We start from the raw sequence: 25,033 nt of genomic DNA, 5'->3' as shown, positions 1-25,033 counted from the left end.
GGGCGCGGCCCGGCCCTCGCCCGGAGGTGTTCCACCCCCTTTGAGTGACACGACATGTGAGGTCCCTTTGACGGCCGAGAACATCGTCGGGCTGATCGTCGCGATCGGCCTGCTGGCCTACCTCGTGGTGGCCCTGATCAAGCCGGAGCGCTTCTGATGAGCGCGACCGCACCCACCAGGGAGAAACCCGACGCGGTAGTACGGCCTCCGGACGCGGGCCCGCCCCGCAGGATCGGCGGCGGACTGCTCGATCCCGGACAGCTGTGGCTCGCGCTGCCGGCCGCACTGCGCAAGCTCAACCCCGTGACGCTCGTCCGCAACCCGGTCATGTTCGTCACCGAGATCGGCGCGGCCCTCACGACGGGCATCGCGGTGGCGCACCCGTCGCTGTTCGGATGGCTGATCACCGCCTGGCTGTGGCTGACCGTCGTCTTCGCCGGTCTCGCCGAGGCCGTCGCCGAGAGCCGCGGCCGTGCGCAGGCCGACACCCTGCGCGGTATGCGCCGCCAGACCACCGCCCGGCGGCTGGTGGGCTGGGAACCAGGGGCCGTCGAAGGGTCGTACGTCGAAGAGGCCGTCGGCGCGGGGGAGTTGCGCCGCGATGACATCGTGGTCGTGGAGGCCGGGGAGCTGGTGCCCGGCGACGGTGATGTCATCGAGGGCGTCGCCAGCATCGACGAGTCCGCGATCACCGGTGAGTCGGCGCCGGTGATCCGCGAGTCGGGCGGCGACCGTTCGGCCGTCACCGGGGGCACTGCGGTGCTGTCGGACCGGATCGTCGTCCGCGTCACCCAGGAACCGGGCGCGTCCTTCCTGGACAGGATGATCTCGCTGGTCGAGGGCGCCGACCGGAAGAAGACGCCGAACGAACTGGCGCTCAACCTGCTGCTGGTCATGATGACGTTCGTCTTCCTGGTAGCGGTCCTCACGCTCCAGCCGATGGCGATCTTCTCCAAGGACTTCATGTCCGCCGCGCACGACACCCAGGCGCTCACCGCGAACGGTGTCACCGGCATCGTCCTGGTGTCGCTGCTCGTCTGCCTGATACCCACGACCATCGGCGGTCTGCTCTCCGCGATCGGCATCGCGGGCATGGACCGGCTGGTGCAGCGCAACGTGCTGGCCATGTCGGGCCGCGCGGTCGAGGCCGCGGGCGACGTCAACACGCTGCTGCTGGACAAGACCGGCACGGTCACCTACGGCAACCGCCGGGCGAGCGCGCTGCTGTCGATCGGCTCCGTGACGGGACGGCAGATCGCCGAAGTGGCGGCGTTGTCCAGTCTCGCGGACGAGACGCCCGAGGGCCGTTCGATCATCGACCATGTGCGCGAGGCGTTCGCCCTGGAGCCGTCCGCCCCCGAGGGCGCCGAGTGGGTGCCGTTCTCCGCGACGACCCGCATGTCCGGAGTGGACCTGCCGCCCACGGACTGCGTGGAAGCGCGGCGGCTGCGCAAGGGCGCCGCCTCCGCGGTCGCCGGCTGGGTCAAGGACAACGGCGGTGAGGTGCCCGAGGCCCTGGATGCCGCCGTGGAGCAGGTGTCGGCCTCCGGCGGCACCCCGCTGGCGGTCGCCGAGCGCGTCGGCGAGGGCCCCGCCCGGCTGCTCGGCCTCGTCCACCTCAAGGACGTGGTCAAGCCGGGCCTGAAGGAACGCTTCGCGGAACTGCGCCGGATGGGCATCCGCACGGTCATGGTGACCGGCGACAACCCCGTTACCGCGAAGGCCATCGCGGAGGAGGCGGGCATCGACGACTTCCTCGCCGAGGCCACCCCCGAGGACAAGCTCGCGCTCATCAAGAAGGAGCAGGCGGGCGGCCACCTGATCGCCATGACCGGTGACGGCACCAATGACGCCCCGGCCCTCGCGCAGGCGGACGTCGGCGTGGCGATGAACACCGGTACGTCGGCCGCCAAGGAGGCCGGCAACATGGTGGACCTCGACTCCGACCCCACGAAGATCATCGACATCGTGGAGATCGGCAAGCAACTCCTCATCACACGCGGTGCGTTGACGGCGTTCTCCATCGCCAACGACATCGCCAAGTACTTCGCCATCCTCCCGGCCATGTTCGGCGGAATCTATCCGGCCCTCGACGCGGTCAACATCATGCGGCTGCACTCGCCGACGTCCGCGGTCCTGTCGGCCGTCATCTTCAACGCGGTGATCATCGTCGCGCTGATTCCGCTGGCCCTGCGCGGTGTGCGCTACCGGCCCAGCAGCGCCGACGCCCTGCTCACCCGCAACCTGTGGATCTACGGCCTCGGCGGGCTGATCCTGCCGTTCCTCGCGATCAAGTTCATCGACGTCGCCGTCGTCCAGTTCATCCCCGGGATCTGAAATGAACCTCCTCTCCAGGATGCCCGCCTGGGTCGGCCACCATGTGGCGGCCGCCCGGGTGGTCATCGTGCTCACCCTGCTGGTGGGGCTCGCCTACCCGCTGGGTATGACGGCCATCGCGCGGATCCCGGGGCTGCGCCACAGCGCCGAGGGCTCCCAACTCACGGGCGCCGACGGCAAGGACGCCGGAAGCGAGCTGATCGGCCAGTCCTTCCTCGACAGGAAGGGCGACCCCCTCCCGTACTACTTCCAGCCCCGGCCCTCCAACGCCGGCACCGGCTACGACGCCACCGCCTCGGCCGCCGGGAACCTGGGCCCGGAGTCGACGGTCGACGTCCTCGGCCCCGACGGCAAGCAGAGCCTGCTCACCCAGGTCTGCGTGCGCGGCAAGGCGGTCGGCGAGCTGGAGCACGTCGACGGCTCCCGCCCCTACTGCACGGCCGACGGTGTCGGTGCCGTCCTCGGAGTCTTCCGTGACGGCGGCACGACCGGCAGAGCCACCCGTGTGGTCAGCCTCGACCAGGCCTGCCCGGCCAAGCCGTTCGTCCCCTCGTACGAGGGCGTGACGGTCGAGTGCGCCAAGCCGGGGGCCGACTACGGCAAGGCCGTGGTCACACCCGTCCGGGGCAGCGCGCCCGCGCACCCCGTGGTCCCGCCGGATGCCGTCACGGCGAGCGCCAGCGGACTCGACCCGGCGATCAGCACCGCGTACGCGCGTCTTCAGACGCCGCGCGTGGCCCGCGCACGCGGGATGAGCGAGGCCGCCGTACGCGCGCTGATCGCCCGGTACACCACCGGCCGCGGACTCGGCTTCCTCGGTGAACCGGCCGTGAACGTCGTCCAGTTGAACGCGGCGCTCGACCGCACGCACCACATGACCACGAAGGGGGCCTGAACATGTACGGCTGGCTCCAGGCCACCCTTGTCATCGGCGTCGTCGTCGCCCTGCACGTCCCGCTCGGCGACTACATGGCCCGGGCCCTCGACGGCGGCCCGCACCGGCGCGCCGAGCGCGTCCTCCACAAGGTCTGCGGTGTGGACCCGGACAGCGAACAGGACTGGCGGCACTACCTGTTCGCGCTCCTCGCCTTCAGCCTGATGAGCATCGCGGCGCTCTTCGCGCTGTTCACCCTGCAAGGAAAGCTGCCCTGGTCGACCGGGCACGCGGGGATGCCGTGGCGGCTCGCCCTGCACACCGCGGTCAGCTTCACCACCAACACCAGCTGGCAGAACTACGCGGGTGAGTCCACCACCGGCCATCTCGCGGTCATGGCGGGCCTCGGCGTCCAGGCGTTCGCCTCGGCCGCGGTCGGCATCTGCGCCGCGCTCGCCCTCATCCGGGGCCTGGTGCGCCGTGACACCGACCGGCTCGGCAACTTCTGGGTCGACCTGATCCGTACGGTCTTCCGGGTCATCCTGCCCCTCTCGATCGTCTTCGGCGTCCTTCTCATCGCCCTCGGCATCCCGCAGAACCTGGGCGGAGCGCACACGGTCACGACCGTGGCCGGAGGACAGCAGACCCTGCTGGGCGGTCCGGTCGGCTCCTGGGAGCCGGTCAAGCTGATGTCGGGTGACGGCGGCGGCATCTTCAACGCCAACAGCGCCCACCCCTTCGAGAACCCGTCCGCATACACGAACGCCATCGAGATCGTGCTGATGCTGCTGATCCCGGCCGCCTTCGTGCGCACGTACGGCCGCATGATCGGCTCCCTGCGGCAGAGCTGGACCCTGCTCGCGGTCGTCGGCATCCTCTTCGGCCTGCTGCTCGCGGCCGGCAGCCTCGCGCAGAGCGCCCACAACGGCACGGTGACCGCGGCGGTCGGCGGCCCCTACGAGGGCACCGAGACCCGGGTCGGCGTGCCCGGCTCGACGCTCTTCGGCATCGCGGCCACCGGTTCGGCGGACGGCGCGGCGAACGCCGCCTACGACAGCTTCTCCAGCCTGGGCGGCGGGGTTCTGCTGTCGGCGATGATGCTCGGCGAGATCTCCCCGGGCGGCACAGGCAGCGGACTGTACGGCCTGATCATGGCCGTGATGGTCGCCGTGTTCATCGGCGGTCTGATGGTCGGGCGCACTCCCGAGTACCTGCGCAAGCGGATCGGCTTCCCGGAGATGCGGTACGTCGTCCTGTACGCGCTCGTCGCCCCCACGGCCATCCTGGGCTGCACCGCCCTCGCGGTCGCGCTCGGCGACGGGCAGTCCTCCATGGGCAACCCGGGGCCGCACGGTCTGGCCGAACTGACGTACGCGTACACCTCCAATGTCAACAGCAACGGCAGTGCCATGGCCGGGTTCAACGGCGCCACGGACTTCCACAACCTGCTGATGACCGCGGCCATGCTGATCGGCCGCTATGTCCCCATGGTGTTCCTGCTGGCCCTCGCCGGGCGGCTGGCCCGACAGCGGCCCGGCGTCGTCACCGCCGGAACGCTGCAGGCACGCGGCGTCAACTTCGTCGCCCTGGCCACCGGAGCCGCACTCATCCTGGCGCTGCTCAACTTCCTTCCCGCCCTCTCCCTCGGACCACTTGCGGAAGGACTCCAGTAAAGAGCCCAGGTAACAGCGCAAGCCCCCGGGCGGGCCGGTTCTCCCTCACTCACACCTGCCGACCCGCCCGGGTCATCACATGACGCGCGAGGACGTCAGCCGACGGACACTGGTGCCGACCGTCCGACCGGCCCGTGGTGAGGTTCCGATGGTGTTTGGCCTGGCACGTCGTGAGCTGAGCCCAAGAGTCCCGCTGCGTCCGGGCGAAGGGGAGAAGGGCCACCTCACCAGCCTGGAGGGCCTGGCCGCGCTGTCGCTGGACGCGCTGAGCTCGGTGGCGTACGGACCCGAGGCGATCGTGCTGGTCCTGGTCGCGGCGGGAACCGGCGCGCTGAGCGCCACCCTGCCCATCACCCTGGCGATCGCCTTCCTGCTCGCCGTGCTGGTGGTGTCGTACACCCAGGTCATCGCCGTGCACCCGGACGGCGGAGGCGCCTACGCCGTCTCCAAGCACGATCTGGGGGCGACCCCCAGCCTGCTGGCCGCGGCCAGTCTGGTCGTCGACTATGTGCTCACCGTCGCCGTCAGCCTCGCCGCCGGAGCCGATTCGCTCGTGTCCGCGTTCCCCGCGCTCGGCAAGGACAAGCTCATCATCTGCCTCATCGGTCTCGCCCTGCTGACCGCCGTGAACCTCAGGGGCGTCGCCGAGAGCGCCCGGGTCCTGATGCTGCCGATGGCGCTGTTCATCGTCTCGGTCCTCGGCGTCATCGCCTTCGGGCTGATGCGCTCCCAGCCGCTCGCGCTCGTGGGCACCGCGCAGCCCGTCCACGCGAGCGAGGCGCTGGGGATCCTGCTGATCCTCAAGGCGTTCTCCTCCGGCTGCTCCGCGCTCACCGGAGTCGAGGCCATCGCCAACGCCGTGCCCACCTTCCGCACCCCCCGGGTCAAGCGCGCCCAGCGCACCGAACTGATGCTCGGCGCGCTGCTCGGACTCATGCTGGTCGGGCTGGCCGTGCTGATCCGCCGCTACCACGTCGCCCCTCGCGGCGGGGTGACCGTCCTCGCCCAGCTCGCCGCGGGCGCCTACGGGTCGGGCTGGCTCTACTACGGGACCAACCTCATCGTCACCCTGATCCTGCTGCTCGCCGCGAACACCAGCTTCGGCGGCCTGCCGGTGCTCATGAGCCTGCTGGCCCGCGACCACCGGCTGCCGCACCTGTTCGGTCTGCGGGCCGAACGGCCCGTGTACCGCTACGGAGTGGTCACCCTGGCGCTGACGGCCGCCGCGCTGCTCATCGTGGTCGACGCCGACACCCACCGCCTGATCCCGCTGTACGCGATCGGCGTGTTCATCGGCTTCACGCTCAGCCAGGTGGGCCTGGTCCGCTACTGGGCGACCAGCAGACCCGCCGGATGGAAGCACCGGGCACCGATCAACGCCATCGGGGCGCTGCTCACGACCGTGGCCCTCGTCATCCTCCTCACCACGAAGTTCCTGGAGGGCGCCTGGATCGTCGTCATCGTCGTGCCGCTGATGATGCTGCTGTTCTCCCGGATCCAGCGCTACTACACCGAGGTCGGCCAGGAGCTGGGCCTGGGCCGCATCCCCGGCCCGCCGCGAGAACGCTCCGGAAGCCTGGTGATCGTCCCGCTGGGCGAGGTCAGCAAGCTGGCCCAGCACGCGCTCAGCGCCGCCGTCGCCCTGGGCGACGAGGTGGTCGCGGTCGCCGTCCACCACGATCCGGACAAGACCCGTGCGCTGCGCGGGGCATGGGAGCGCTGGGACCCGGGCGTACGCCTCGACATCATCGACAGTCCGCACCGTTCCCTGGTCCAGCCCATCGTCGAGTACGTGCAGGACGCTGCACGGGACGGACGGCAGATCGCGGTGCTCATCCCCGAGGTGGAACCCCGCCACCGCCGCTACGAGATCCTGCAGAACCAGCGTGGACTGCTTCTCGCCACCGTGCTTCGGGCCCGTACCGATGTGGCCGTGTGCATGCTGCCGTACCGGCTGAACCTGTGAGCCGTTTTACCAGGACAGAGCGGTTGTTTCGCGGCAGCGGTTTCCGGCCGATCAACCTCACGTCCCGGTTACGGAACTCTCAACCTCTGGTGTCGGCGCAGTGATGCGGCGACGATGGGGGGCATGACTCTGGCCCAGCGCGCCCTGGAGCGACTCGACGCCTGGCCCGACCTCACGGCGGGTCCGGCAAGTTGCGGTACGGGGCGGGCTCTCCGTACTCCGAACAGCGAGATCGTCCACTTCCACACCGGCCACGAGGCGGACCTGCATCTCACCAGCAGGGCCCTTCAGCGGATCTGCCACGACCTGGCGGAGTCCACCGCGATACGCATGGTGCCCGGTTCGCGATGGGTGACCGTGCACCTCGACTGCGACGCCGACGTGGACCTGCTGCTGAGCCTGGTCAGCGTGGCGCTCCAGGCCCATCAGGCGGGACCCGCCCACCCCGGGAGCACGCCCGCGGCGTGCAACTTCCATCGCGTGACGGTGCTGCCACGCGGCCGTTGAGCCCGCGTCGGCCACGGCGGCCGCGTCGGCACGAGCGGAGCTGCCGCGCCGCTTCGGCTCAGCCGGCGCGGCCGTCCGGCACGTCCGTCGGCGAAGTCTCCGACGGCATGACGGCGATCGTGCCCTGCGCGACCGCGCACAGCTTCTCCGCGCCCCCCTCCGCGTCCACGGTGGACAGGTCGCACCGGCAGACGACGCGTGTGCGTCCGGCCCGGATCACCCGGGCGCGGGCGCGCAGCAGGGCTCCCGCGGCGGGCCGCAGGTAGTCGATGGTGAAGCCGGAGGTGATCAGGCCGGCGCCGATGACGCTTCCCGCCGCGAAGGTCAGCGCATTGTCCGCGGCGTAGCCGAGCACGCCGCCGTGGACGAAGCCGTACTGCTGGCGCAGTTCCTCGCGAATGTCCAGCTCCAGTGTCGCCTCACCGTCGCCGAAGGCCGTCAGCCGTGCGCCCAGCAGCACGCTGAAGGGCTGCGCCTGAAGCACCTTGCGGGCAAGTGCCAAGTCCAGAACGTCGCTCACCGATACCTCACTTCACTGATGAAGTGAGGATGGTGTCCGCCGCGGGCGTCTGTCAACATCGAGCCATGTCCGAGCCCGACGAGCGACTCTTCTTCCTCCTGCAGCGTGCCGCGCACCGCCTGCGCACCACCGCGGACCGGCGCCTGCTGGCCGCCGCCGGCATCACCACCGCACAGCTCGGTGCGCTCTTCGCCGTCGACGAGCGGCCCGGCCTCACCCAGCAGCACCTCGCGCGGAGTCTGGGGCTGCGCGAGTCGGCGGTCACCGGGCTCGTCGGACGGCTGGCCGCGGCCGGACTCGTCGCCAAGCGGACCCATCCCGAGGAACACCGGGCGGTCGTACTGGAGTTGACCGAGGCGGGCAGGGGCGCGCTGGACTCGGCGCGGCCCGAGATCGACCGCTTCAACGCGCAGGCACGCGCCCTGCTCGGTGCCGACGGATTCACCACTACGGCCGCGGCGCTGCACGATCTGGCCCATTGGGAGCCCTGACCCGGGCGCGCGCGTGCAGGGCGTGTTCGGCGGCGTGCACACGGGCGGCCAGTTCGGGCGCCAGGACACGTACGTCGCGGCCCCCGCAGTCGGGGCAGTGCGCACGGGCGAGCGGTGTCGTCAGCACCCGGCCCCGCTCGTCGATGTAGGCCCGGCCCACGGAGCCGCCGCGGCCGGTGAAGGACGTGACCCGGAAGAGGACGTCCCAGGTGTGCCCGCAGTGTCCGCAGACGAACGTGAAGGTCTCTGAGGCGGGCCTGTGGTCGGCCGTCATGGTGCGGATCCTCCCGCCCGCTCTACGCGCCCGTTCGGGTGATGTGCACTCTTCCAGTGTGCTGCGCCCGATCGACTGTGACATCCGGGTGGAAGGCGGCGCACAACGGGTACCCGTCCAGGCCGGACAGCACGCCGGACGGCGGCGGACGCGCGGCCGGCACCACCGATCCGGAAGGAGGAGCGCCGTGACGCGGATGGCGGAGGACGAGGCGCGGCGCCGGTTCGCCGGGGCACGGGTCGCGCGGCTGGCGACGGTGGATCCCGAGGGGCGCCCCCACCTCGTACCGGTCGTGTTCACCCACCAGGACGGCGACGGGGACGACAGGATCGTCATGGCCGTCGACCGCAAGCCGAAGAGCACCCGGTGGCTGAAGAGACTCGGCAATATCGCCGTCACTCCGGCGGTGAGCCTGCTGGTGGACGTCTACGACGAGGACTGGGAGCGGCTGTGGTGGGCACGGGCCGACGGCGGCGCCCGGGTCGTGCCGCCCGATGCGCCCGAGGGCCCGGACCGCGACGCGTACCAGGAGGCCCTCGGGCTGCTCACCCAGAAGTACACCCAGTACCGGGACAACCCGCCGGACGGGCCGGTGATCGTGGTCGCGGTCAACCGCTGGAGCGGCTGGAGTGCCGCGCCATAGGCCCCCGCATCGGTGCCTGTGCGGTCCCCGCCCGGCTTCGGGGACCGGGTGGCCTCATACCGCGGGCGGCGTCGCGGCGTGGCCGACGTGTGTGCGGGCCCGGTGCCGGTGGTGCACCACCGCGCTCACCGCCGCGGCCAGGCCCAGCGCGAACAAGAGCGCCAGGGCGAGACCGGAGGCGAAGATCGCGAGGGTGTTCATGGTGGCGATCGGTTGATCGAAGACGGACACGGTGTAGTGCGGGCCGCCGGACAGGTTGCCGGCGATCGCCAGCGCGGTGAAGGCGACGGTCCCCGCGACGAGGAGCAGTCCGAGGATCAGCATCCGAGTCATCTCCTCCGGAAGGTGTGACGCCCCTCGAGTACCCGCACGGGAGCCGGCCAGACGGCGTGGCCGGGTGCGCCCGGCCACGCCGCGGCTCACAGCGGCGTGATGCTCACCGTCAGGAGGTAAGCCCCGTAGACCACCGAGATCACGGCGAGCGCGCCGCCGAGCAGGTAGGCGTGCTTCGGGCGGACCCGCCGGCTTCGTGCGAAGGCGAGCGCGAGCGGGATCAGCAGCGGGAACGCGGGCACCAGGAAGCGGGGCTTCGAGGCGAACGGACCGGAGCCGCCCACCGTGATCAGTACCAGCACGGCGGCGTACACGATCAGCGCCAGGGGGGCGCGCTCGAAGCACAGCATGCAGAACAGCAGCACGGCCGCCACCACGATCACCAGTGCCACCGTGAAGACGACCCGGCCGCCGTGCACCATCAGCCCCTTGAGGAACGTCAGCGAACCGGCGCCGAAGTCGAAGCGGGAGTCCCAGGCGCGCTGCACCGTGAAATAGCCACCCAGCAGGTCACCCCGATGGGCACCGACCCACAGGACGAAACTCACCCAGCCGAGGGGTGCTATGGCGGCGCCCGCCCACAGCCGCCACGGAACGCGTCCGCGCCGCCTGATGATCTCGTACACCGCCACGATGCCCACCGCCGCGGCCACGGCGAACCCCGTGGGCCGGGACAGGCCCGCGAGGGCCGCCAGCGCACCCGCCCACAGCCAGCGGCCCGTCAGCACGCAGTAGAGGGACCAGGCGGCGAGCGCGGTCAGCAGGGACTCCGTGTACGCGATGTCGAGCACCACTGAATGCGGCAGCGAGGCCCAGACCGCGACGAGAGCGGTGGCCACCGCTCGGCCGTACAGGCGAAGGCCGATCGCGTAGATACCGTAGGCGGCCACGCCGGCGGCGCTCCAGGCGACCAGCATGGCGGCGGAGCCGGGGGAGACAGGCAAGACCGTGTACACGCCGCGGATGAGCGCCGGGTAGAGCGGGAAGAAGGCCCAGTCGCGCTGGACGGCACCCTGGTAGACGTACACGTGCGTGCCGTAGCCGTGCTGCGCGATGTGCAGGTACCAGCGCGCGTCCCACTTGTGGGCCAGGCCTCTGGACAGCGGGTGGCCGGTCAGACGGTTCGCCAGGAGCACGGCCACGACGCCGGTGAGGCGGATGGCGGCGAACAGGGCAAGGGCCCGCCCGGCGCCGGGCAGGAGCCGGGATTGGAGAGGGAAGCGGACGCGACGGGGTGCACGCCCCGTGCGCTCGGCGACGGGGGCGGGCGGAAGTGCGCTCACACCAAGACTGTGTGATGCGGGCGCACGGTCCGCAACGTGAGGGTTTGCCATGGTTGGTTCATATACCAGACCTGTACAAGACGATGTCGTGCCCAAGTCATGAGACTGGTGAAAGCGCCTGGTGGGAGTCCCTGGACTCCCACCCTGGACGCCACTTTAGAGTGGTCCGCGTGACGAACAGCAGCAGGCCGGTCGCCGTGTTCGACCTCGACAACACCCTGGCCGACACGGCCCACCGCCAGCACTTCCTCGAGGCCAAGCCGCGCGACTGGACGGCCTCCTTCGCCGCCGCACCGCAGGACCCCCCACTGGTCGAGGGCGTCTCACTCGCGCTGAAGAGCGCCGAGGACTGCGACATCGCCTATCTGAGCGGCCGGCCCGCGCGCTGCCGCCGCGACACCCTGGACTGGCTCACCACGCACGGACTCCCCCAGGGGCGCCTGTATCTGCGCCGCAACGGCGACCGCAGGCCCGCCCGCTTCACCAAGCTGGAGATCCTGCGCGAACTGGCCCGCCGCTGCGACATCCGGGTGCTCGTGGACGACGACGAACTGGTCTGCCAGGACGCGGAGCGCGCGGGCTTCACGGTCGTACGGGCCCGTTGGGCGTTCCCCTCGGCGGCCCTCGAGGCGGCCCAGGAGAGCGAGGGGCGGACCTGAGCCGCGGACGCCGACCGCAGATGATGAACCGGCGTTCCCGCGGAGCGCTCAGTCGCCCCCGTCGATGCGGAAGCCGACCTTCAGACCCACCTGGTAGTGCTCGATCCGCCCGTTCTCGATACGACCCCTGACCTGTGTGACCTCGAACCAGTCCAGATTGCGCAGGGTCTGCGAGGCGCGGGCGATGCCATTGCGGATCGCCTGGTCGACGCCCTCGGGCGAGCTGCCGACGATCTCGGTGACCCGGTAGGTGTGGTCGGTCATGGAGTGCTCCTCTCCGTGTGGCGGCGTGTCACACGTCACTCCACGGTGCCGCACGGCGCCGCCGACCGCGAGACAAGGGGCCGCCCCCTCGGGGCGGCCCCACGCCTTACTGCGGCATGCTCAGGGACAGCGCGTACCTGCCTTCCGCGTCCGTCCACCAGTGCGTCAAATCCAAGCCGGCCGCGGCCAGTTCACGGCGTACGCCGTCCTCGCGGAACTTCGCCGACACCTCCGTGCGCATTTCCTCGCCCTCGGCGAAGTCCACGGTGAGGCCGAGCGCGGGAATCTTCACGGTCCGCGCACCGCGTGCCCGCAGCCGCATCTCGATCCACTCGTTCCCGGCGTCCCACACGGCCACATGGGTGAACGCGTCGAGGTCGAAGTCGCCGCCCAGCTCGCGGTTGATGACGGCCAGGACGTTCTTGTTGAACTCCGCGGTCACCCCGGTGGCGTCGTCGTACGCCCTCACGAGCACCGACTCGTCCTTGACCAGATCCGTGCCGAGCAACAGCGCGTCCCCGGGTGCCAGCAGCGACCGTACGGACTTCAGGAACGCCGCCCGTTCGTCCGGCACCAGATTGCCGATCGTGCCGCCGAGGAACGCGACGAGCCGCGGTCCTGGCGTGTCCGGCAGGGTGAGCCCCGAGGTGAAGTCGGCGATGAGCGCGTGGACGTCGAGGCCCGGCCGCTCGGCGATCAACGCCTGGCCCGCCTGGGTCAGCGCGCTCTCGCTCACGTCGACCGGCACGTAGGTGTGCAGGCCGGCCAGCGCGTCCAGCAGATGCCGGGTCTTCTCGGAGGAGCCGGAGCCCAGTTCGACCAGCGTGCGCGCGCCGGTCGCGGCGGCGATCTCCCCGGCGCGGGCGATCAGGATCTCCCGCTCGGCGCGTGTCGGGTAGTACTCGGGCAGTTCGGTGATCTTCTCGAACAGGTCGCTGCCGCGGGCGTCGTAGAACCACTTCGGCGGCAGCGTCTTGGGCGCGGTCGACAGTCCGTGGAGCACATCGGCGCGCAACGCGGCGTCCGTGGCGTCCTCGGGAAGGGTGCGGGTGAGATGGAACGGGCTCACGTGCCGGTCTCCTCGGATGGTGCGGATTCCAGGTCGTCGCAGGGGTCCTTGAGCGGGGTCAGCAGGACGTCGGTACGGGTGGCCGACAGCAGTGTGCGGTCGGGCACCTCCTGCCAGCGCGGGTCGTCGTCGTAGGGTTCGGAGGCCACCACGATGCGGGCCCCGGCGGGCCGGGCGGAGCCGGTCTCCTGGGGGAGGCCGACGGGCTCGGTGAGATACCACAGCGTGTCGCCCCACGCGGTCGCCGTGATGGTCTCGCCGCCGGTCAGCAGCAGGTTGAGCCGGGAGCCGGGCGCCGCCGCGGCGACCTCCAGCACCGTGTCGGCGAGCGCCTGCCCCGGCTCGTCGCCGCTGCGCAGCCGGTTGAGCACCATCGCCCACAGCAGCGCCGAGTCGCAGCGGGCCTCCAGGGACAGCAGTTCGGCGGGCGGCAGAGTCCGGGCGAGGGCGGCGACCGACCGGGGCCATCCGGACACGGCCCCGTTGTGGCTGAACAGCCATCGCCCGGCGCCGAACGGCGCCGCGGCTGCCTCCCCGGCGGCGTTCCCCTCAGTCGCGTCCCGCACGGCGGCGAGGACGGCGCCCGAGCGGACCACCCGTGCCAGATCGGCGAAGGACGCGTCGGCCCAGATGGGTCCGGCCCGGCGGTAACGCGCCGGCACCGGGTCGCCCTGCGCGTACCAGCCCACTCCGAATCCGTCCGCGTTCACGGTTCCGTGGCACTGCCTGCGCGGCGCCCACGACTGCCGGTACAGGCCGTGCCGGGGCTCCACCAGCAGCCGGCCGAGCGGCTCCTCGGGTCCCAGGCAGGCGATATGACGGCACATCATGCGTCCCGGGCGGTGCGGAAGCCGGAGAAGATCTGCCGGCGGATCGGATAGTCCCAGTTGCGGAACGTGCCCCGGCAGGCCACCGGGTCCACGGCGAAGGAACCGCCGCGCAGGACCTTGTACTCCGTTCCGAAGAACACCTCCGAGTACTCCTTGTACGGGAAGGCCGCGAACCCCGGGTACGGCAGGAAGTCGCTGGACGTCCACTCCCACACGTCACCGATCAACTGCCGTACGCCGAGCGGCGACGCGCCCGCCGGATAGCTGCCGGCCGGTGCGGGGCGCAGATGCCGCTGCCCGAGGTTGGCGTGTTCGTGCGCGGGGTCGGCGTCTCCCCACGGGTAGCGTCGTGAGCGGCCCGTCGACGGGTCATGGCGCGCCGCCTTCTCCCACTCGGTCTCGGTGGGCAGCCTGCGCCCCGCCCAGCGCGCGTACGCGTCCGCCTCGTACCAGCACACATGCAGGACCGGTTCGTCGGGCGGCACCACCTCGGTGGCGCCGAAGCGGCGCCTCAGCCACTGCCCGCCCTCGCGCCGCCAGTACAGCGGCGCCTCGAGGCCGTGGGCGCGGATGTGGAGCCAGCCCTCCGGGGTCCACCACCGCTCGTTCTCATACCCGCCGTCCTCGATGAAGGCCAGGTAGGCCCCATTGGTGACCGGGACGGCGTCGATGTGGAAGGCGGGGACCAGCCGCTCGTGCGCGGGCCGCTCGTTGTCCAGGGCCCAGGGCTCGGTGGACGTCCCCATGGTGAACGGGCCACCAGGGACGAGGACTTCGGACGGACCGGCGTACGGCGCCGCCGGCTCCGGGTCGGGAGCCGTGAGTGCCTGCGGCCCCGGGCGGAGCTGATGGGTGATCAGCATCGTTTCGTCGTGCTGCTGTTCATGCTGCGCGATCATGCCGAACGCGAAGCCCGCCTCGTCCAGACCGTGCCCCTCGAACGGCGCCTTCTCCAGCACGTCCAGGGCATGGCCGCGCACCTCCGTCGCGTAGCGGCGCGCCTCGTCAGGCGACAGCAGCGGCAGCGAGGGCCGCTCGGCGCGAGAGTGCTCGAAGGCGTCGTACAGGCCGTCGATCTCCGGCCGCATCGCCTCGCGTCCCCCGACCCCGCGCAGCAGCCAGAGTTCCTCCTGATTGCCTATGTGCGCGAGGTCCCAGACGAGCGGCGACATCAGCGGTGAGTGCTGGGCCACCAGGTCGCGTTCGTCGACGCAGGTGGTCAGGAGCGCGGTCCGGTCGCGGGCCGTGGTCAGCGCGTCCAGCGCGCGCTCCCTCAGCCGCTCGGGGTCGTCGGCGGGTATCGGTGACCGGTCGTCGGTCATGTGCGGATGTCCTTCCCGTGGATCCGGGTGTCCTGCCCGCCGAGGCGGGTGTCCTCCCCGTGGAACTGGAGCAGCAGATCGTCGGCGGGGCAGCGGCCCCGGGCCACATAGCGGTCGGTGAACTCCGCCACGGCACGCCGTACGGCCGCGGTGGCGCCGAGCCGGGGCAGTGCCCTCGCCGCCGCCGCGAAGCAGACGACGGCGGCCTCGTGCAGCTCGGGGTCGGTCAGACCGTCGCGCGCGGCGGTGGCCCACAGCGGGTTGCACGGGGCGGGCAGCGAAGCGGCCCGCTCGGCGAGCGGCTTCACCGTCCGGTACGCGGTCTCGGCGGCCTCGGGGTCGTCGAAGAGCGCGGTCGTCACGGCGAGCGGCACGATCCACCCGTCGTCGCCGGGCTGGGCGTCGATCATGCGGAGTTCGAGATGACCGCGGGGCCGGATCGGAGGGAACAGGGTCGTGAGGTGGTAGTCGAGATCGCTGCGGTCGGGCGGATCGGCGGACCGGGTCCAGTCCCTGAAGCTCATGCCGTCCGGCACGGCCCAGGGGCCGCTCTCGGCCCGGACGCACATCACGGGCGCGTCCATCACGTGCCGCGCCCAGGAGACACGAGGGTCGCCGTCGAGGGGCGGAGCGCTGGAACGCCCGGGCTCCATGGCGGCCCACAGGGACTGCCGCGACGAGCGCCAGCCGGTGAGCCGGCCGCCGGCCAGCGGCGAGTTCGCGAACGCGGCCACCAGCACCGCGCCCAGATGGTGCGCCATCCACCAGCGCCGTCCGTGTCCGAGGGGGCCCGGCTCCTCGTACCCGGCGTCCAGGCACACCTGGACGGAGGCGGAGGAGCACATCATGGACCGGCCTTCGGGCCCGGTGCGGTCGAGGTAGAGCTCCATGGCGTCGTAGCGCGGTTCATGGAGATAGCGGCGCGGGGGGTTCCAAGGGTCCTGGCCGTAGCCGCTGAGACCTATGTCCGCGTCGCGCAGCACCGCGCGGACCGCGTCGAGGTCGGCCGAGACGGACCCGATGCACTCCATCAGGGAGCCGGCCGGGGCGGAGCTGAGCTCCAACTGGCCGCCCGGTTCGACGGTCAGGGCCGAATGCAAGGTCAGGGTCCGCAGTGCGGCGTAGGCCGCACGGAGACGTTCGGGTGGTACGGGGAGCCGCGGCTCGCGCAGCTCGTGGACGAGCCATTCCACCTCGACACCGAGGGAGCGGGGCGGACCGGTCTTGAAGCAGATGCCGCGGACCAGCGCCTCCACCTCGGCATCGGTGACGGCGGAGCGACGCTCCGTACAGTCACTCACCGAATCGGACATGTCGGGGATCCTCCTGAGATTCCACCATGTCGCGGACCCGGTGTCGGATGAGCCGGGTCGCAATCGCTCGTCCCACCCAAGACCCTCGAACGGATTCGCACAAGGGAGCACAGTGCCACGTTTCGGACTGGTTATTTCCTGTGCCGGAAGTGGGAGCGGTTTGTTCTCGGGGCCGGGAAACTCTGTTGCGGCTCAGGACCAGCATCGCTCACCATGCGTTCATGAGCACGACGGGGGAGACCGGCGGAGCGCCGGGTCAGGCCGTGCGCGACGCCTTCACGGCGCCCACGGGGGTGGCGCCGTGAGCGCGCGTCTTCGCGGTATCGCGCGGGAGACGGAGGAGATCGTCGCCGCGGGCGCCTACCGCGCACCGGGCGGGGGTACGGTGACCATCGCCCCGGCGGTGGCCGCCGCGCGTGCGGGCACGCGCATGTTCGGACCGGACCCGGTTCCGGCACCGCGGATCCGCCCCTCGGCGACGGTCTTCGAGGTCACCGGCGAGAGCAGCCTGGAAGCCGCCCGGCGTCTGGTGAGCCGTTCGGGTGATCCGGTGGCCGTGCTGAACTTCGCCTCCGCGCGCAACCCGGGCGGCGGCTTCCTGAACGGGGCGCAGGCACAGGAGGAGGCGCTGTGCCGGGCCTCCGCGCTGTGCGCGTGCGTCCGTGAGGCGCCGGAGTTCTACGAGTACCACCGGGCGCACCGCGACCCGCTGTACACGGACCGTGTGATCCACACGCCCGCCGTGCCCGTCTTCCGCGACGACCGCGGACGCCTGCTCGACGAGCCCTACGAGGCCGGCTTCCTGACCGCCGCGGCGCCGAACGCCGGCGTGGTGACGCAGAAGTCGCCGCAGCGCGCGCCCGAACTGCCGGGCGCCCTGGCGGCACGGGCCGAACGCGTCCTTGAGACGGCGGCGGCCTGCCGTTACCGGCGCCTGGTACTGGGTGCCTGGGGCTGCGGAGTGTTCCGCAACGCCCCGGCGCAGGTGGCCGGGGCGTTCCATGAACTCCTGGTCGAGGGGCGGTTCGAGGGGTACTTCGAGGAGGTCGTCTTCGCCGTCCTCGACCGGACGGCCGGGGCGACGACGCGAGCCGCCTTCGAACTCCGTTTCGCGGACGTGTGCGCCCCTTGAAGCGGGCGGCTCGGTCGGTCGCAGGACTTGGCCGGTCGCTGGACGCCGGTCAGGCGCAGGATTCGCCGGTCGCAGGACGCCGGTCAGGCGCAGGATTCGCCGGTCGCAGGACGCCGGTCAGTTCCAGCCGTACCGCTCCCGCAGTCGGTGCACCACGAGATTGAACCGCATCCGGTCCAGCGCGCACGCCTCGCGGCGCATCCCGTCCTCGTGCAGCCTCAGAACCCGGTCGACGTCGACCCACGAGTCACGTCCCGACCGGTCCCACGGTCCGCTCCCGATCGGCACCCACTCCCGGTCGCCGTCGTGCCGCTTGCTGGACAGCTGCACGGCCAGCAGTGTGCCGGCCGCTTCACGGGCGACCACGAGCACGGGGCGGTCCTTGCCGCGCCCGTCGTTCTCCTCGAACGGCACCCAAGTCCACACGATCTCCCCGGGGTCCGGGTCGCCGTCGTGCGCGGGGGAGTACTCGGTGCGTACCCGCCCCACGTCACGAGGGTCGGCCTCGGTCGTCGCTGAAGCTCCGTAGCGGCCGGGTATGACCTCATCGGTTTCGCCGGTGTCATTGGTAAAGGCAGTCACCCGCCCCACGGTAGAGCGTCCCCGTGGCCGAACACCGAGCGGGTCGGGAGCCGGTGAGCCGGAATCAGCTCGCCGCCCCGCTGCACGGCTTGCTACTGGGGCGGGTTGTCCCTTTCCTGAGGGGACCGCATCTGATCCCGCAGGGCGTCGGGGCCCTTGTCGACCTGACGACCGGAGCCGCCGCGGACGGTGTCGTCCATCTGGCCGCGCGCCTTGTCGGCGGCTTTGTGCGCCTGGTCCTCGTGCCCCTTCAGCATCCGCTTGAGTTTGTCCATCACGGACATGGTGCCCTCCTCGCGGGTCTTCCCCCTCCCACCAGGATCGGCGCACGGAGCCCCGGGTGCATCCGCTGCGGACCGAACGGGGACGCGGGTCTGCCGGACGGCCGGTCAGAAGCCGATGCCGTGCAGGTCCGCGACATCCCCGGAAAGCGCCGCGCGGATCCGCCTGGTGAACTCGTCGACGAGGACCTCCTCCGCGTCTTTCTCCAGCGCGCGCAGCGTCTGTGCGGCCACATCGTCCGCCGTGATCTTCGGGGCGTCGACCGCCGCGCTCAGGTCGGTGTCGACATATCCGCAGTGCACGCCGACCACCAGCGTCCCCTGCCCGCGCAGGCCCTCGCGGAACGCGTTGGTCAGTGACCACTGCGCCGCCTTCGAGGCCGAGTAGCCGGGGGCCGCCTCCAGGGCCAGCCAGGATGCCGCGGAGAGCACGTTCACCAGTGCCCCGCCGCCGTTGGACGCGAGGACCGGGGCGAACGCGCGGGACATGGACCAGGTGCCGAAGAAGTTGGTCTCCAGGGCGGTGCGGGCCCCGTCGAACGGGCCGTCCAGGAGGTTCGTCCCGCCACTGGCCAGGCCCGCGTTGTTGATCACGATGGTGACGTCGCGCGCCGCCTCGGCCGCCGCCTCGACGCTCAGCGGGTCCGTCACATCCAGCTGGAGCGGCGTGAGCCGGGGGTCGGTGACCGATTCGGGTCGGCGCGCCGCCGCGTAGACCTTCGTGGCTCCGCGGTCCAGCAGGGCTTGGGCGAAGGCCGCGCCTATGCCGCGATTGGCTCCGGTGACCAGGGCTGTCTGTCCGTCGATCCGCATGATTCGCCTCTTTGCTCGATCTCGTTCGATGGCATGGCCTGCTCGGCTCACCCGGGCAGGCGGCCGAGCTGGATTGGTTTAACCAAGCTAGCACGTGGATTGGATTATCCAAGTCATATAGGTTGGGTGCATGGCCAGAGTGAGAAGACCCGAGATCACGCCGGATCGGCCCCGCTGCTCGATCGAGCGGAGCCTGACCCTGCTCGGCGATCGCTGGACCCTGCTCGTCATTCGCGAGGCCATGGCCGGACGGACCCGTTTCAGCGACTTCAGGGACGCGCTCGGTATCGCCACCGACCTGCTCACTCAGCGCCTCGCGGCGCTGGTGGAGGCCGGTGTCCTGGAGCGTCGCGGCTATCAGGAGCCGGGGCGGCGGGCGCGTTTCGACTACCACCTGACCCCGGCCGGCCGTGATCTGACCGTGGTGCTCGGCGCCCTTCAGCAGTGGGGGGATCTGTACCGTCCGCCCGAGGGCGGACCCAGCGCCCTGCGGCGCAGCCGGGCGACGGGGCGGCCCCTGGGGGTCGCGTTCGTGGACGACCGCGGTGGTGCCGTCGACCTCGGGGACGTGGAGTTCGTGCTGAACGACGACCGTCGGGCGGGGGTGGGGGAGTAGGCCTCGCTTCGGCGCGGTCGGAGGGTCGGCTTGACGACGTTAAGTAGACCGGTCATATTGATGAGAGCGTCAGGAACGAGGACGAGGTGACATCACATGGCCCGAGCGTCCAAGCGTGAGCAGATCGCGCAGGCGGCTCTCGATCAGTTCCACTCGCGTGGCTTCCACGCCACCGGTATCAACGACATCACCGCGGCCGCCGGTGCCCCGAAGGGGTCGTTCTACAACCACTTCCCCAGCAAGGAGGAGAGCGTCCTGGAGGCGCTCAGCCGCTATGGCGCCGGGCTGCGGTTCGACATCCTGACCACGCCGGGGCAGCCCCCGCTGGACCGGCTCCGGGCGCACTTCGAGTTCCTGGGCCGGGCGACGGCCGTGACCGGCTTCTCCCGCGGGTGCCTCGTGGGCAACCTCGGGGCCGAGGTCGCCGATCACAACGAGGTGATCAGGGCCGCCGTCAGCCGCAACTTCGACGGCTGGGCGGCGGCGATCGGCCAGGTACTGGCCGAGGCCCAGGAGGCGGGGGACCTGGACGCCGGCCTCGACTCCGGCGAGACGGCGCGGTTCATCCTCAGTGCCTGGGAGGGCTCGCTCATCGTCGCCCGCGCCGACAAGTCCTCCGCGGCCCTCGACACGTTCTTCCGCATGGTCTTCGAGGTGGTCCTGCGCTGAGCGCGCGGCGCCGCCGCTGCGAAGACCGTGGCCCACCCCCCGTACCACCGTCTTTCAACACGCTGTCCGGCCACGGTCCGGCAGCAGATCCAGGAGATCAACATGTCCACGTACCGAGCCTTCGAGGCAACCGGTGTCCATCAGCTCCGCCTGGTGGAGCGGGAGCTGGCGGAGCCCGCGCCCGGTCAGGTCAGGCTGCGGGTGGAGGCCTGCGGCGTCTGCCACACCGACGTACTGGCGGTGGAGGGTCTGCGTCCCGACCCCTCCGAGCCGATCGTCCCCGGTCACGAGATCGTCGGGGTGATCGACGCGGTGGGTCCCGGCGTCACCGCCTGGCAGCCGGGCGACCGGGTCGGAGTCGGGTTCCTCGGCGGTCAGTGCTGGGAGTGCGAGCCGTGCCGCCGCGGCGACTTCGTCAACTGCCTCAACCAGCAGCAGACCGGGACCACTGACGACGGCGGCTACGCCGAGGTGGCCTACGCGCGAGCCAGCGGACTCGTCCGTATCCCGGACGGGCTGACCGCCGTCGAGGCGGCGCCGCTGCTGTGCGCGGGCCTGACCACGTTCATCGCCCTTCAGCAGCAGTCCACCCGCGCGGGCTCCCTCGTGGCGGTCCAGGGCATCGGCGGACTGGGCCATCTGGCCCTGCAGTACGCCCGCAGCCTCGGCCACCGCGTCGTGGCCATCGCGCGCGGCGCCGAGAAGGAGAAGGCCGCACGGGAACTGGGTGCCCACGAATACATCGACAGCACCGCGCAGGACCCTGCCGAGGCGCTGCGGGAGCTCGGCGGTGCGGCGCTCATCGTGGCCACCGCATCCAGCGGAGCCTCCATGAGCCCGCTGGTCGACGGACTGGCCCCGGGCGGGCAACTGGTCGTCGTGGGCGCCTCGGCCGACCCGATCACGGTGTCCACCAGCAGCCTGATCTTCGGCACCCGCTCCATCACCGGCAGCCTCACCGGCTCCTCCATCCAGAACGAGGACAACCTCGCCTTCACCCTCGCGCACGGCATCCGTCCCGCCACGGAAACGGTGCCGTTCGAGCGGGCGATGGACGCCTACGAGCGGATGCTGTCGGGCCGGGCGCGCTTCCGCGTGGTCCTCGACATGGCGTCCTGAGAGGGGACTTGTGCGCCGCGGATGAGCGCGGGCCGGCGCGGGCGGCCCCGGCCTGTCGGGCCGCCGGTCCGGCCCGTCGGGCCGAATCGAGAACTCGGGCAGCGGCCGGACATATGACGGCGCGGAGTTCACGGCGGCGGGCCCGAAGCCCCGAATCCGCGCACACGGCTCGGGAATCTCAGACCGCGACGGCCGCGCCCGTCTCCTCCTCGGCGGCCTCGTCCGCGGCGTCCTGCTCCTCGCGCGCAGGCGGGGCATCGGCCGGGGCAGGGGCGGTCCGACGCTCGGCCATCGCGGCGGCGGCCATGAGCAGCACTCCCGCGACCAGCCAGAGAACCAGGGTGAGGATGTGTCCGGCGGAGTCCGCCGAGTCGAAGTAGAACAGGCTGCGTGCGCCCTCGACGAAGCCGGCGCCGTTCCAGAAGGCGTGCAGTGAGCCGAAGAAGCCGTTCTGCAACGCGGGCTGGAAGATGCCGCCGGAGCTGGTGAAGTTGAGCATCACGAACAGCACCATCAGTCCCAGCGTCGTCCAGCGCTTGAGGAAGGTGTGGAGAGCGATGCCGATCGTGAGGATCCCCGCCGAGTAGAGCAAGGCCATGCCCCACAGCCCGAGCAGGTGGTGGTCGGCGATGTGGAAGACCGGCCCGGCCAGCACCGTTCCAATGACGCTGACCACCAGTGCGGTGGCAAGGCCGATGAGGGCCCGGATCCCGATGCGGAGCGTCGCGCCGCCGGCACTGATGGCGGCGACACTGGCGTAGGAACCGATGCTCAGCGCGACCAGGAGGAAGAACAGTCCCTGGCCGGTGGGGTCACCGCTGGAGAGCCGGGACAGGTCGGTGACGTGCAGCGGTGCGCCCTGCTTGCCGGCCACGGTCGTGAACACGGCCTGAGCGGCGGTGGCGGAGGTGTCGGAGTTGGCCTTGGCGACCAGCAGCTCGGGGTGTCTGGCGCTGGGCACGTAGGCGCCCACCAGATCCCGGTCCATGATCTGGCGTTGCGCGGCGGCCCGGCTGGGCACGGTGGTGACATCCAGCGCGTCACCGGCCCTGTCCTTGATCGTCTGGGCCAGCACCTGGTAGCGCGGCGCGGTGCCGACGACGGCGACCTTCAGCCCGTGCGCAATCGGTGCGTGGAAGGCCCCGAGGTAGGCCATGCCCATGCCCAGGCACATCAGCAGCGGGGTGATCAGGAGGATCACCACATGGCGGACGGTGTGGCGTGTGGAGGGCACTGCCGGCCGCTTTTCGGCCAGACGGTGGGTACTCATCGCGGGCTCCCCTTCGGCTAGATAGTTGTAAAGTACACGGAAATGTGGTTGTTTGCTACAACTACTAGAGGAAGGGTGCAGGTCATGTCCGACCGTGAGGCGTCGATGGACGTCATCCAGCGCGAACTCACCTCGTTCGCCCGCCGCGCCCGGCAGAAGGCCGCCCAGCTCCACCCGGAGCTCTCACTGGTGGCCCACAGCATGCTCGACCACATGCACAAGAACGGCAGCTGTCACGCCGCCGACCTCGCGGGGCATTTCATGCTGGACAAGTCGACGGTCAGCCGTCAGATCGCCATGCTCGAGGCGGAGGGCATGATCGTGCGTGAGCCCGACCCGGACGACCACAGAAGGCAGATCCTGAAGACGTCCGAGAAGGGCCTGGACCTGCTGAACGGGGCCAACCGGCAGCGTCGGGCCTCCTTCGAGAGGCGGTTCACCGACTGGGACGACGCCGACGTGGCACAGCTGGCCGCCTACCTGCGGTCCTACAACACAGCCGACGCCGGCTGAGCCGGGGCGGCGGCACGGAGGCGGCCGTGCTCCGTGCCGCGTCGGCCGGTTGTTCCGGGCACATGGCTCCGGAGCTCAGGTGAGACCTGCCGTTGAACGGCGAAGAACGGCCCCGAACCCTTGCGAACGTGACGGGAATCAAGACGGGACTCGGAGCGCGTCCGGCCGTAAGAGCATTGCTCGGCCAAGCGGTGTGGAGCTCAGGGTCAATGCGCGCTCTCGTAGCGAGTGACGTTCTCGGAGACCTTCTTGAGCAGAGGCTCCAGATGGTCGACGAGCTGCTGATAGTCGCGGGTCCTGCCGTCCGACCACTGGGCCAGCCCGACAGTCATGGCCCGGCCCTCCCCCGTGAAGGACTGCACCATCCCGCTGTCGGCCGGAAGGGTGCGCAGGCCCGATCCGGGCGGTGGGGCTTGAGCGGCCACCTCGTAGTCGTCGAAGGCCATGGTCAGCCGGGTCACCAGCTTCACCGTGTCCTGCGGATCCTTCATCGTGAAGATGGCCAGGTTGAACTGGTTGTCGTGCGCGTCCTTGTAGAGCGCGATCTCCTCGCCGACGCAGCCCTTGCTTTCGGCGATCATGGCGGCCAGGTTCGGTCCGACCGAGTCGCGCTCGGTGCAGGACTTCAGCGTGGCCGCGCCCAGTTTGGTGAAGGTGCCGGTACCGCCTCCCACATGAGCCGGGAACGCCTCGGTCGGCGGGATCACCGGGCGTGCTGCGGCAGTGGTCATCGGGGAGACCGTGGGTGTGGGGGAGGAAGCAGTCGGCACAGGCGCGGCAGCTTCGCCGGACGAGGAACTCGTGGGCCTCAGCACGAGGAAAGCCGCGGCTGCCGCCAACACCGCTGATGCGGCAACCCACGGCCACACCCGCCTCCGCCTGGGCGCGGGGGCTTCCGTCACAGTGACGCCCCCAGCGAAGTCGTGATTGGGGACCACATTCCACTTGGCGTCGTCTCGGCTGTAGTGACCCGCGGGCATATCGTCGTTCATTGGCACGGTGGAACCGTAGTGATCATCGCCTCCGAGCCGAGTACGGACAGATCACAGCATGATTACTATCCGGCTGGTCAGTATCCCAGCAGCACTTGCCGGCCGTTGATGCGATCCGTTGCTGAGGTCTCGTGGGCTGGTCTGGTGGGCTGTGAGCGACACGGGCGGTTGGCGCCGGTCGACCCGATTACCGTACTTCGCTGCTGTACAGCCACAGTTGATCAGCTATTCGGGGACGATGTCGGTATCAGGTCGTTGTAGGGCGACCGGATCAGCAGGACCATCTCCTCGCCGGCGCCGATGTGGCACTCGGCGACGACATCCTCGACCAGATCGACGACATCGTTCCGCCCGGCGCCGACGTGAACCCCGACGACTTCTACATCGACCCCACCCCGCCCATCACCGGCAAGCGGCTGCGCCGCCGCTGACGCGGGGTACGGCTCGGCGGATCAGGCCGCCGGTGCGCTCGCACGCTTGGCGCGGACCTCTTCGGCTGTCAGCGCCTGGCCGCCGATGGCCCACTCGCCACTGGGTGTCTCGGTGATCACGACATGCGTGGCAGGTCGCAGCGCTTCGCCTTCGATGGCGATCACCGCTTCCGAGACGCTTTCGACCAGCCGTCGCTTCTCCTCGGGTGTGAATGCCCCGGCGATCACCTTGATGTCGACGAACGGCATGACTGCTC

The 25,033-nt window shown here is 70.7% G+C and carries 30 protein-coding genes; 15 read left to right on the top strand and 15 right to left on the bottom strand.

Features of this window, described 5'->3' with window-relative positions:
• The first annotated feature begins 40 nt into the window (after positions 1-40).
• The 6 genes from kdpF to ABZ845_RS15775 all read left to right on the top strand — a co-directional run bounded on the left by kdpF (position 41) and on the right by ABZ845_RS15775 (position 7,357).
• Positions 41-157, top strand: a complete 117-nt coding sequence (gene kdpF, locus ABZ845_RS15800; RefSeq protein ID WP_360978941.1) for a K(+)-transporting ATPase subunit F — start codon at positions 41-43, stop codon at positions 155-157.
• A complete protein-coding gene (kdpB, locus tag ABZ845_RS15795) occupies positions 157-2,337 on the top strand; it encodes a potassium-transporting ATPase subunit KdpB (RefSeq protein ID WP_360978938.1) in 2,181 nt (726 codons plus the stop codon). The genes kdpF and kdpB overlap by 1 nt, the downstream gene beginning before the upstream one ends.
• 1 nt (position 2,338) lies before the next feature.
• Positions 2,339-3,232: a potassium-transporting ATPase subunit C gene (locus tag ABZ845_RS15790; protein ID WP_360978935.1), complete on the top strand. Its 894-nt coding sequence runs from the start codon at positions 2,339-2,341 to the stop codon at positions 3,230-3,232.
• Between the two features lie 2 nt (positions 3,233-3,234).
• A complete protein-coding gene (gene kdpA, locus ABZ845_RS15785; protein ID WP_360978932.1) occupies positions 3,235-4,884 on the top strand; it encodes a potassium-transporting ATPase subunit KdpA in 1,650 nt (549 codons plus the stop codon).
• A gap of 148 nt (positions 4,885-5,032) precedes the next feature.
• A complete protein-coding gene (locus ABZ845_RS15780; RefSeq protein ID WP_360978929.1) occupies positions 5,033-6,850 on the top strand; it encodes an APC family permease in 1,818 nt (605 codons plus the stop codon).
• A gap of 123 nt (positions 6,851-6,973) precedes the next feature.
• Positions 6,974-7,357, top strand: a complete 384-nt coding sequence (locus tag ABZ845_RS15775; RefSeq protein ID WP_360978926.1) for a luciferase family protein — start codon at positions 6,974-6,976, stop codon at positions 7,355-7,357.
• A gap of 58 nt (positions 7,358-7,415) precedes the next feature.
• On the opposite strand, the gene ABZ845_RS15770 is transcribed toward ABZ845_RS15775, so the two are convergent.
• On the bottom strand, positions 7,416-7,877 hold the full coding sequence (locus ABZ845_RS15770) for a PaaI family thioesterase (protein ID WP_360978923.1): 462 nt from the start codon (positions 7,875-7,877) through the stop codon (positions 7,416-7,418).
• 65 nt (positions 7,878-7,942) lie between these two features.
• Here ABZ845_RS15770 and ABZ845_RS15765 point away from each other — a divergent pair, with 65 nt between their 5' ends.
• Positions 7,943-8,368, top strand: coding sequence for a MarR family transcriptional regulator (locus ABZ845_RS15765; RefSeq protein WP_360978921.1), 426 nt, complete (start codon positions 7,943-7,945; stop codon positions 8,366-8,368).
• Here the strand turns inward: ABZ845_RS15765 and ABZ845_RS15760 are convergent.
• On the bottom strand, positions 8,325-8,642 hold the full coding sequence (locus tag ABZ845_RS15760) for a hypothetical protein (RefSeq protein ID WP_360978918.1): 318 nt from the start codon (positions 8,640-8,642) through the stop codon (positions 8,325-8,327). The genes ABZ845_RS15765 and ABZ845_RS15760 overlap by 44 nt on opposite strands.
• A gap of 196 nt (positions 8,643-8,838) precedes the next feature.
• Here ABZ845_RS15760 and ABZ845_RS15755 point away from each other — a divergent pair, with 196 nt between their 5' ends.
• Positions 8,839-9,285 (top strand): TIGR03668 family PPOX class F420-dependent oxidoreductase, encoded by a 447-nt coding sequence (locus tag ABZ845_RS15755; RefSeq protein ID WP_360979097.1) that lies wholly within the window; start codon positions 8,839-8,841, stop codon positions 9,283-9,285.
• Positions 9,286-9,339: 54 nt separating this feature from the next.
• Here the strand turns inward: ABZ845_RS15755 and ABZ845_RS15750 are convergent, their stop codons facing one another.
• A complete protein-coding gene (locus tag ABZ845_RS15750; RefSeq protein ID WP_360978915.1) occupies positions 9,340-9,609 on the bottom strand; it encodes a hypothetical protein in 270 nt (89 codons plus the stop codon).
• A 95-nt stretch (positions 9,610-9,704) separates the two neighbouring features.
• Positions 9,705-10,901, bottom strand: coding sequence for a hypothetical protein (locus ABZ845_RS15745; RefSeq protein WP_360978912.1), 1,197 nt, complete (start codon positions 10,899-10,901; stop codon positions 9,705-9,707).
• A 170-nt stretch (positions 10,902-11,071) separates the two neighbouring features.
• On the opposite strand from ABZ845_RS15745, the gene ABZ845_RS15740 reads away from it, so the two are divergent.
• On the top strand, positions 11,072-11,560 hold the full coding sequence (locus tag ABZ845_RS15740) for a hypothetical protein (RefSeq protein ID WP_360978909.1): 489 nt from the start codon (positions 11,072-11,074) through the stop codon (positions 11,558-11,560).
• Between the two features lie 48 nt (positions 11,561-11,608).
• Here the strand turns inward: ABZ845_RS15740 and ABZ845_RS15735 are convergent, their stop codons facing one another.
• From ABZ845_RS15735 to egtA, 5 genes are all read right to left on the bottom strand, one after another.
• Positions 11,609-11,824: a dodecin gene (locus tag ABZ845_RS15735; protein WP_360978906.1), complete on the bottom strand. Its 216-nt coding sequence runs from the start codon at positions 11,822-11,824 to the stop codon at positions 11,609-11,611.
• A 106-nt stretch (positions 11,825-11,930) separates the two neighbouring features.
• Positions 11,931-12,893, bottom strand: a complete 963-nt coding sequence (gene egtD / locus ABZ845_RS15730; RefSeq protein ID WP_360978903.1) for an L-histidine N(alpha)-methyltransferase — start codon at positions 12,891-12,893, stop codon at positions 11,931-11,933.
• Positions 12,890-13,720 carry an ergothioneine biosynthesis protein EgtC gene (egtC, locus tag ABZ845_RS15725; RefSeq protein WP_360979094.1) on the bottom strand — a complete coding sequence of 277 codons (831 nt, stop codon included), beginning with the start codon at positions 13,718-13,720 and terminating at the stop codon, positions 12,890-12,892. The genes egtD and egtC overlap by 4 nt, the downstream gene beginning before the upstream one ends.
• Positions 13,720-15,045 carry an ergothioneine biosynthesis protein EgtB gene (egtB, locus tag ABZ845_RS15720; RefSeq protein ID WP_360978900.1) on the bottom strand — a complete coding sequence of 442 codons (1,326 nt, stop codon included), beginning with the start codon at positions 15,043-15,045 and terminating at the stop codon, positions 13,720-13,722. Before egtB ends, egtC begins: the two co-directional genes overlap by 1 nt.
• The gene (egtA, locus tag ABZ845_RS15715; RefSeq protein ID WP_360978897.1) at positions 15,042-16,358 is read right to left on the bottom strand and encodes an ergothioneine biosynthesis glutamate--cysteine ligase EgtA; all 1,317 of its coding nucleotides are present in this window, start codon (positions 16,356-16,358) and stop codon (positions 15,042-15,044) included. The genes egtB and egtA overlap by 4 nt, the downstream gene beginning before the upstream one ends.
• 301 nt (positions 16,359-16,659) lie before the next feature.
• Between egtA and ABZ845_RS15710 the strand changes: the two genes are divergently transcribed.
• Positions 16,660-17,490, top strand: a complete 831-nt coding sequence (locus tag ABZ845_RS15710; RefSeq protein WP_360978894.1) for a TIGR02452 family protein — start codon at positions 16,660-16,662, stop codon at positions 17,488-17,490.
• 117 nt (positions 17,491-17,607) lie between these two features.
• Here the strand turns inward: ABZ845_RS15710 and ABZ845_RS15705 are convergent, their stop codons facing one another.
• From ABZ845_RS15705 to ABZ845_RS15695, 3 genes are all read right to left on the bottom strand, one after another.
• Positions 17,608-18,072: a type II toxin-antitoxin system PemK/MazF family toxin gene (locus ABZ845_RS15705; protein ID WP_360978891.1), complete on the bottom strand. Its 465-nt coding sequence runs from the start codon at positions 18,070-18,072 to the stop codon at positions 17,608-17,610.
• A 92-nt stretch (positions 18,073-18,164) separates the two neighbouring features.
• A complete protein-coding gene (locus ABZ845_RS15700; protein ID WP_360978888.1) occupies positions 18,165-18,356 on the bottom strand; it encodes an antitoxin in 192 nt (63 codons plus the stop codon).
• Positions 18,357-18,461: 105 nt separating this feature from the next.
• The gene (locus ABZ845_RS15695) at positions 18,462-19,166 is read right to left on the bottom strand and encodes an SDR family oxidoreductase (RefSeq protein ID WP_360978885.1); all 705 of its coding nucleotides are present in this window, start codon (positions 19,164-19,166) and stop codon (positions 18,462-18,464) included.
• Between the two features lie 130 nt (positions 19,167-19,296).
• Between ABZ845_RS15695 and ABZ845_RS15690 the strand changes: the two genes are divergently transcribed.
• The 3 genes from ABZ845_RS15690 to ABZ845_RS15680 all read left to right on the top strand — a co-directional run bounded on the left by ABZ845_RS15690 (position 19,297) and on the right by ABZ845_RS15680 (position 21,570).
• Positions 19,297-19,782 (top strand): helix-turn-helix domain-containing protein, encoded by a 486-nt coding sequence (locus tag ABZ845_RS15690; RefSeq protein ID WP_360978882.1) that lies wholly within the window; start codon positions 19,297-19,299, stop codon positions 19,780-19,782.
• A 96-nt stretch (positions 19,783-19,878) separates the two neighbouring features.
• A complete protein-coding gene (locus tag ABZ845_RS15685) occupies positions 19,879-20,451 on the top strand; it encodes a TetR family transcriptional regulator C-terminal domain-containing protein (protein WP_360978879.1) in 573 nt (190 codons plus the stop codon).
• Positions 20,452-20,553: 102 nt separating this feature from the next.
• On the top strand, positions 20,554-21,570 hold the full coding sequence (locus ABZ845_RS15680) for an alcohol dehydrogenase (RefSeq protein ID WP_360978876.1): 1,017 nt from the start codon (positions 20,554-20,556) through the stop codon (positions 21,568-21,570).
• A gap of 178 nt (positions 21,571-21,748) precedes the next feature.
• Here ABZ845_RS15680 and ABZ845_RS15675 read toward each other — a convergent pair whose 3' ends face one another.
• A complete protein-coding gene (locus tag ABZ845_RS15675) occupies positions 21,749-22,840 on the bottom strand; it encodes a hypothetical protein (protein WP_360978873.1) in 1,092 nt (363 codons plus the stop codon).
• 84 nt (positions 22,841-22,924) lie between these two features.
• On the opposite strand from ABZ845_RS15675, the gene ABZ845_RS15670 reads away from it, so the two are divergent.
• Positions 22,925-23,353, top strand: a complete 429-nt coding sequence (locus ABZ845_RS15670) for a MarR family transcriptional regulator (protein ID WP_360978870.1) — start codon at positions 22,925-22,927, stop codon at positions 23,351-23,353.
• 206 nt (positions 23,354-23,559) lie between these two features.
• Here ABZ845_RS15670 and ABZ845_RS15665 read toward each other — a convergent pair whose 3' ends face one another.
• Positions 23,560-24,084, bottom strand: coding sequence for a hypothetical protein (locus ABZ845_RS15665; RefSeq protein ID WP_360978867.1), 525 nt, complete (start codon positions 24,082-24,084; stop codon positions 23,560-23,562).
• 563 nt (positions 24,085-24,647) lie between these two features.
• Between ABZ845_RS15665 and ABZ845_RS15660 the strand changes: the two genes are divergently transcribed.
• A complete protein-coding gene (locus ABZ845_RS15660; RefSeq protein WP_360978864.1) occupies positions 24,648-24,776 on the top strand; it encodes a hypothetical protein in 129 nt (42 codons plus the stop codon).
• A 21-nt stretch (positions 24,777-24,797) separates the two neighbouring features.
• Here ABZ845_RS15660 and ABZ845_RS15655 read toward each other — a convergent pair whose 3' ends face one another.
• A complete protein-coding gene (locus tag ABZ845_RS15655) occupies positions 24,798-25,025 on the bottom strand; it encodes a tautomerase family protein (RefSeq protein WP_360978861.1) in 228 nt (75 codons plus the stop codon).
• Positions 25,026-25,033 lie beyond the last annotated feature (8 nt).

This window comes from Streptomyces sp. NPDC047022, assembly GCF_040644155.1.
Taxonomy (GTDB): domain Bacteria; phylum Actinomycetota; class Actinomycetes; order Streptomycetales; family Streptomycetaceae; genus Streptomyces.
This window is presented reverse-complemented; position numbering and strand designations above follow the sequence as displayed.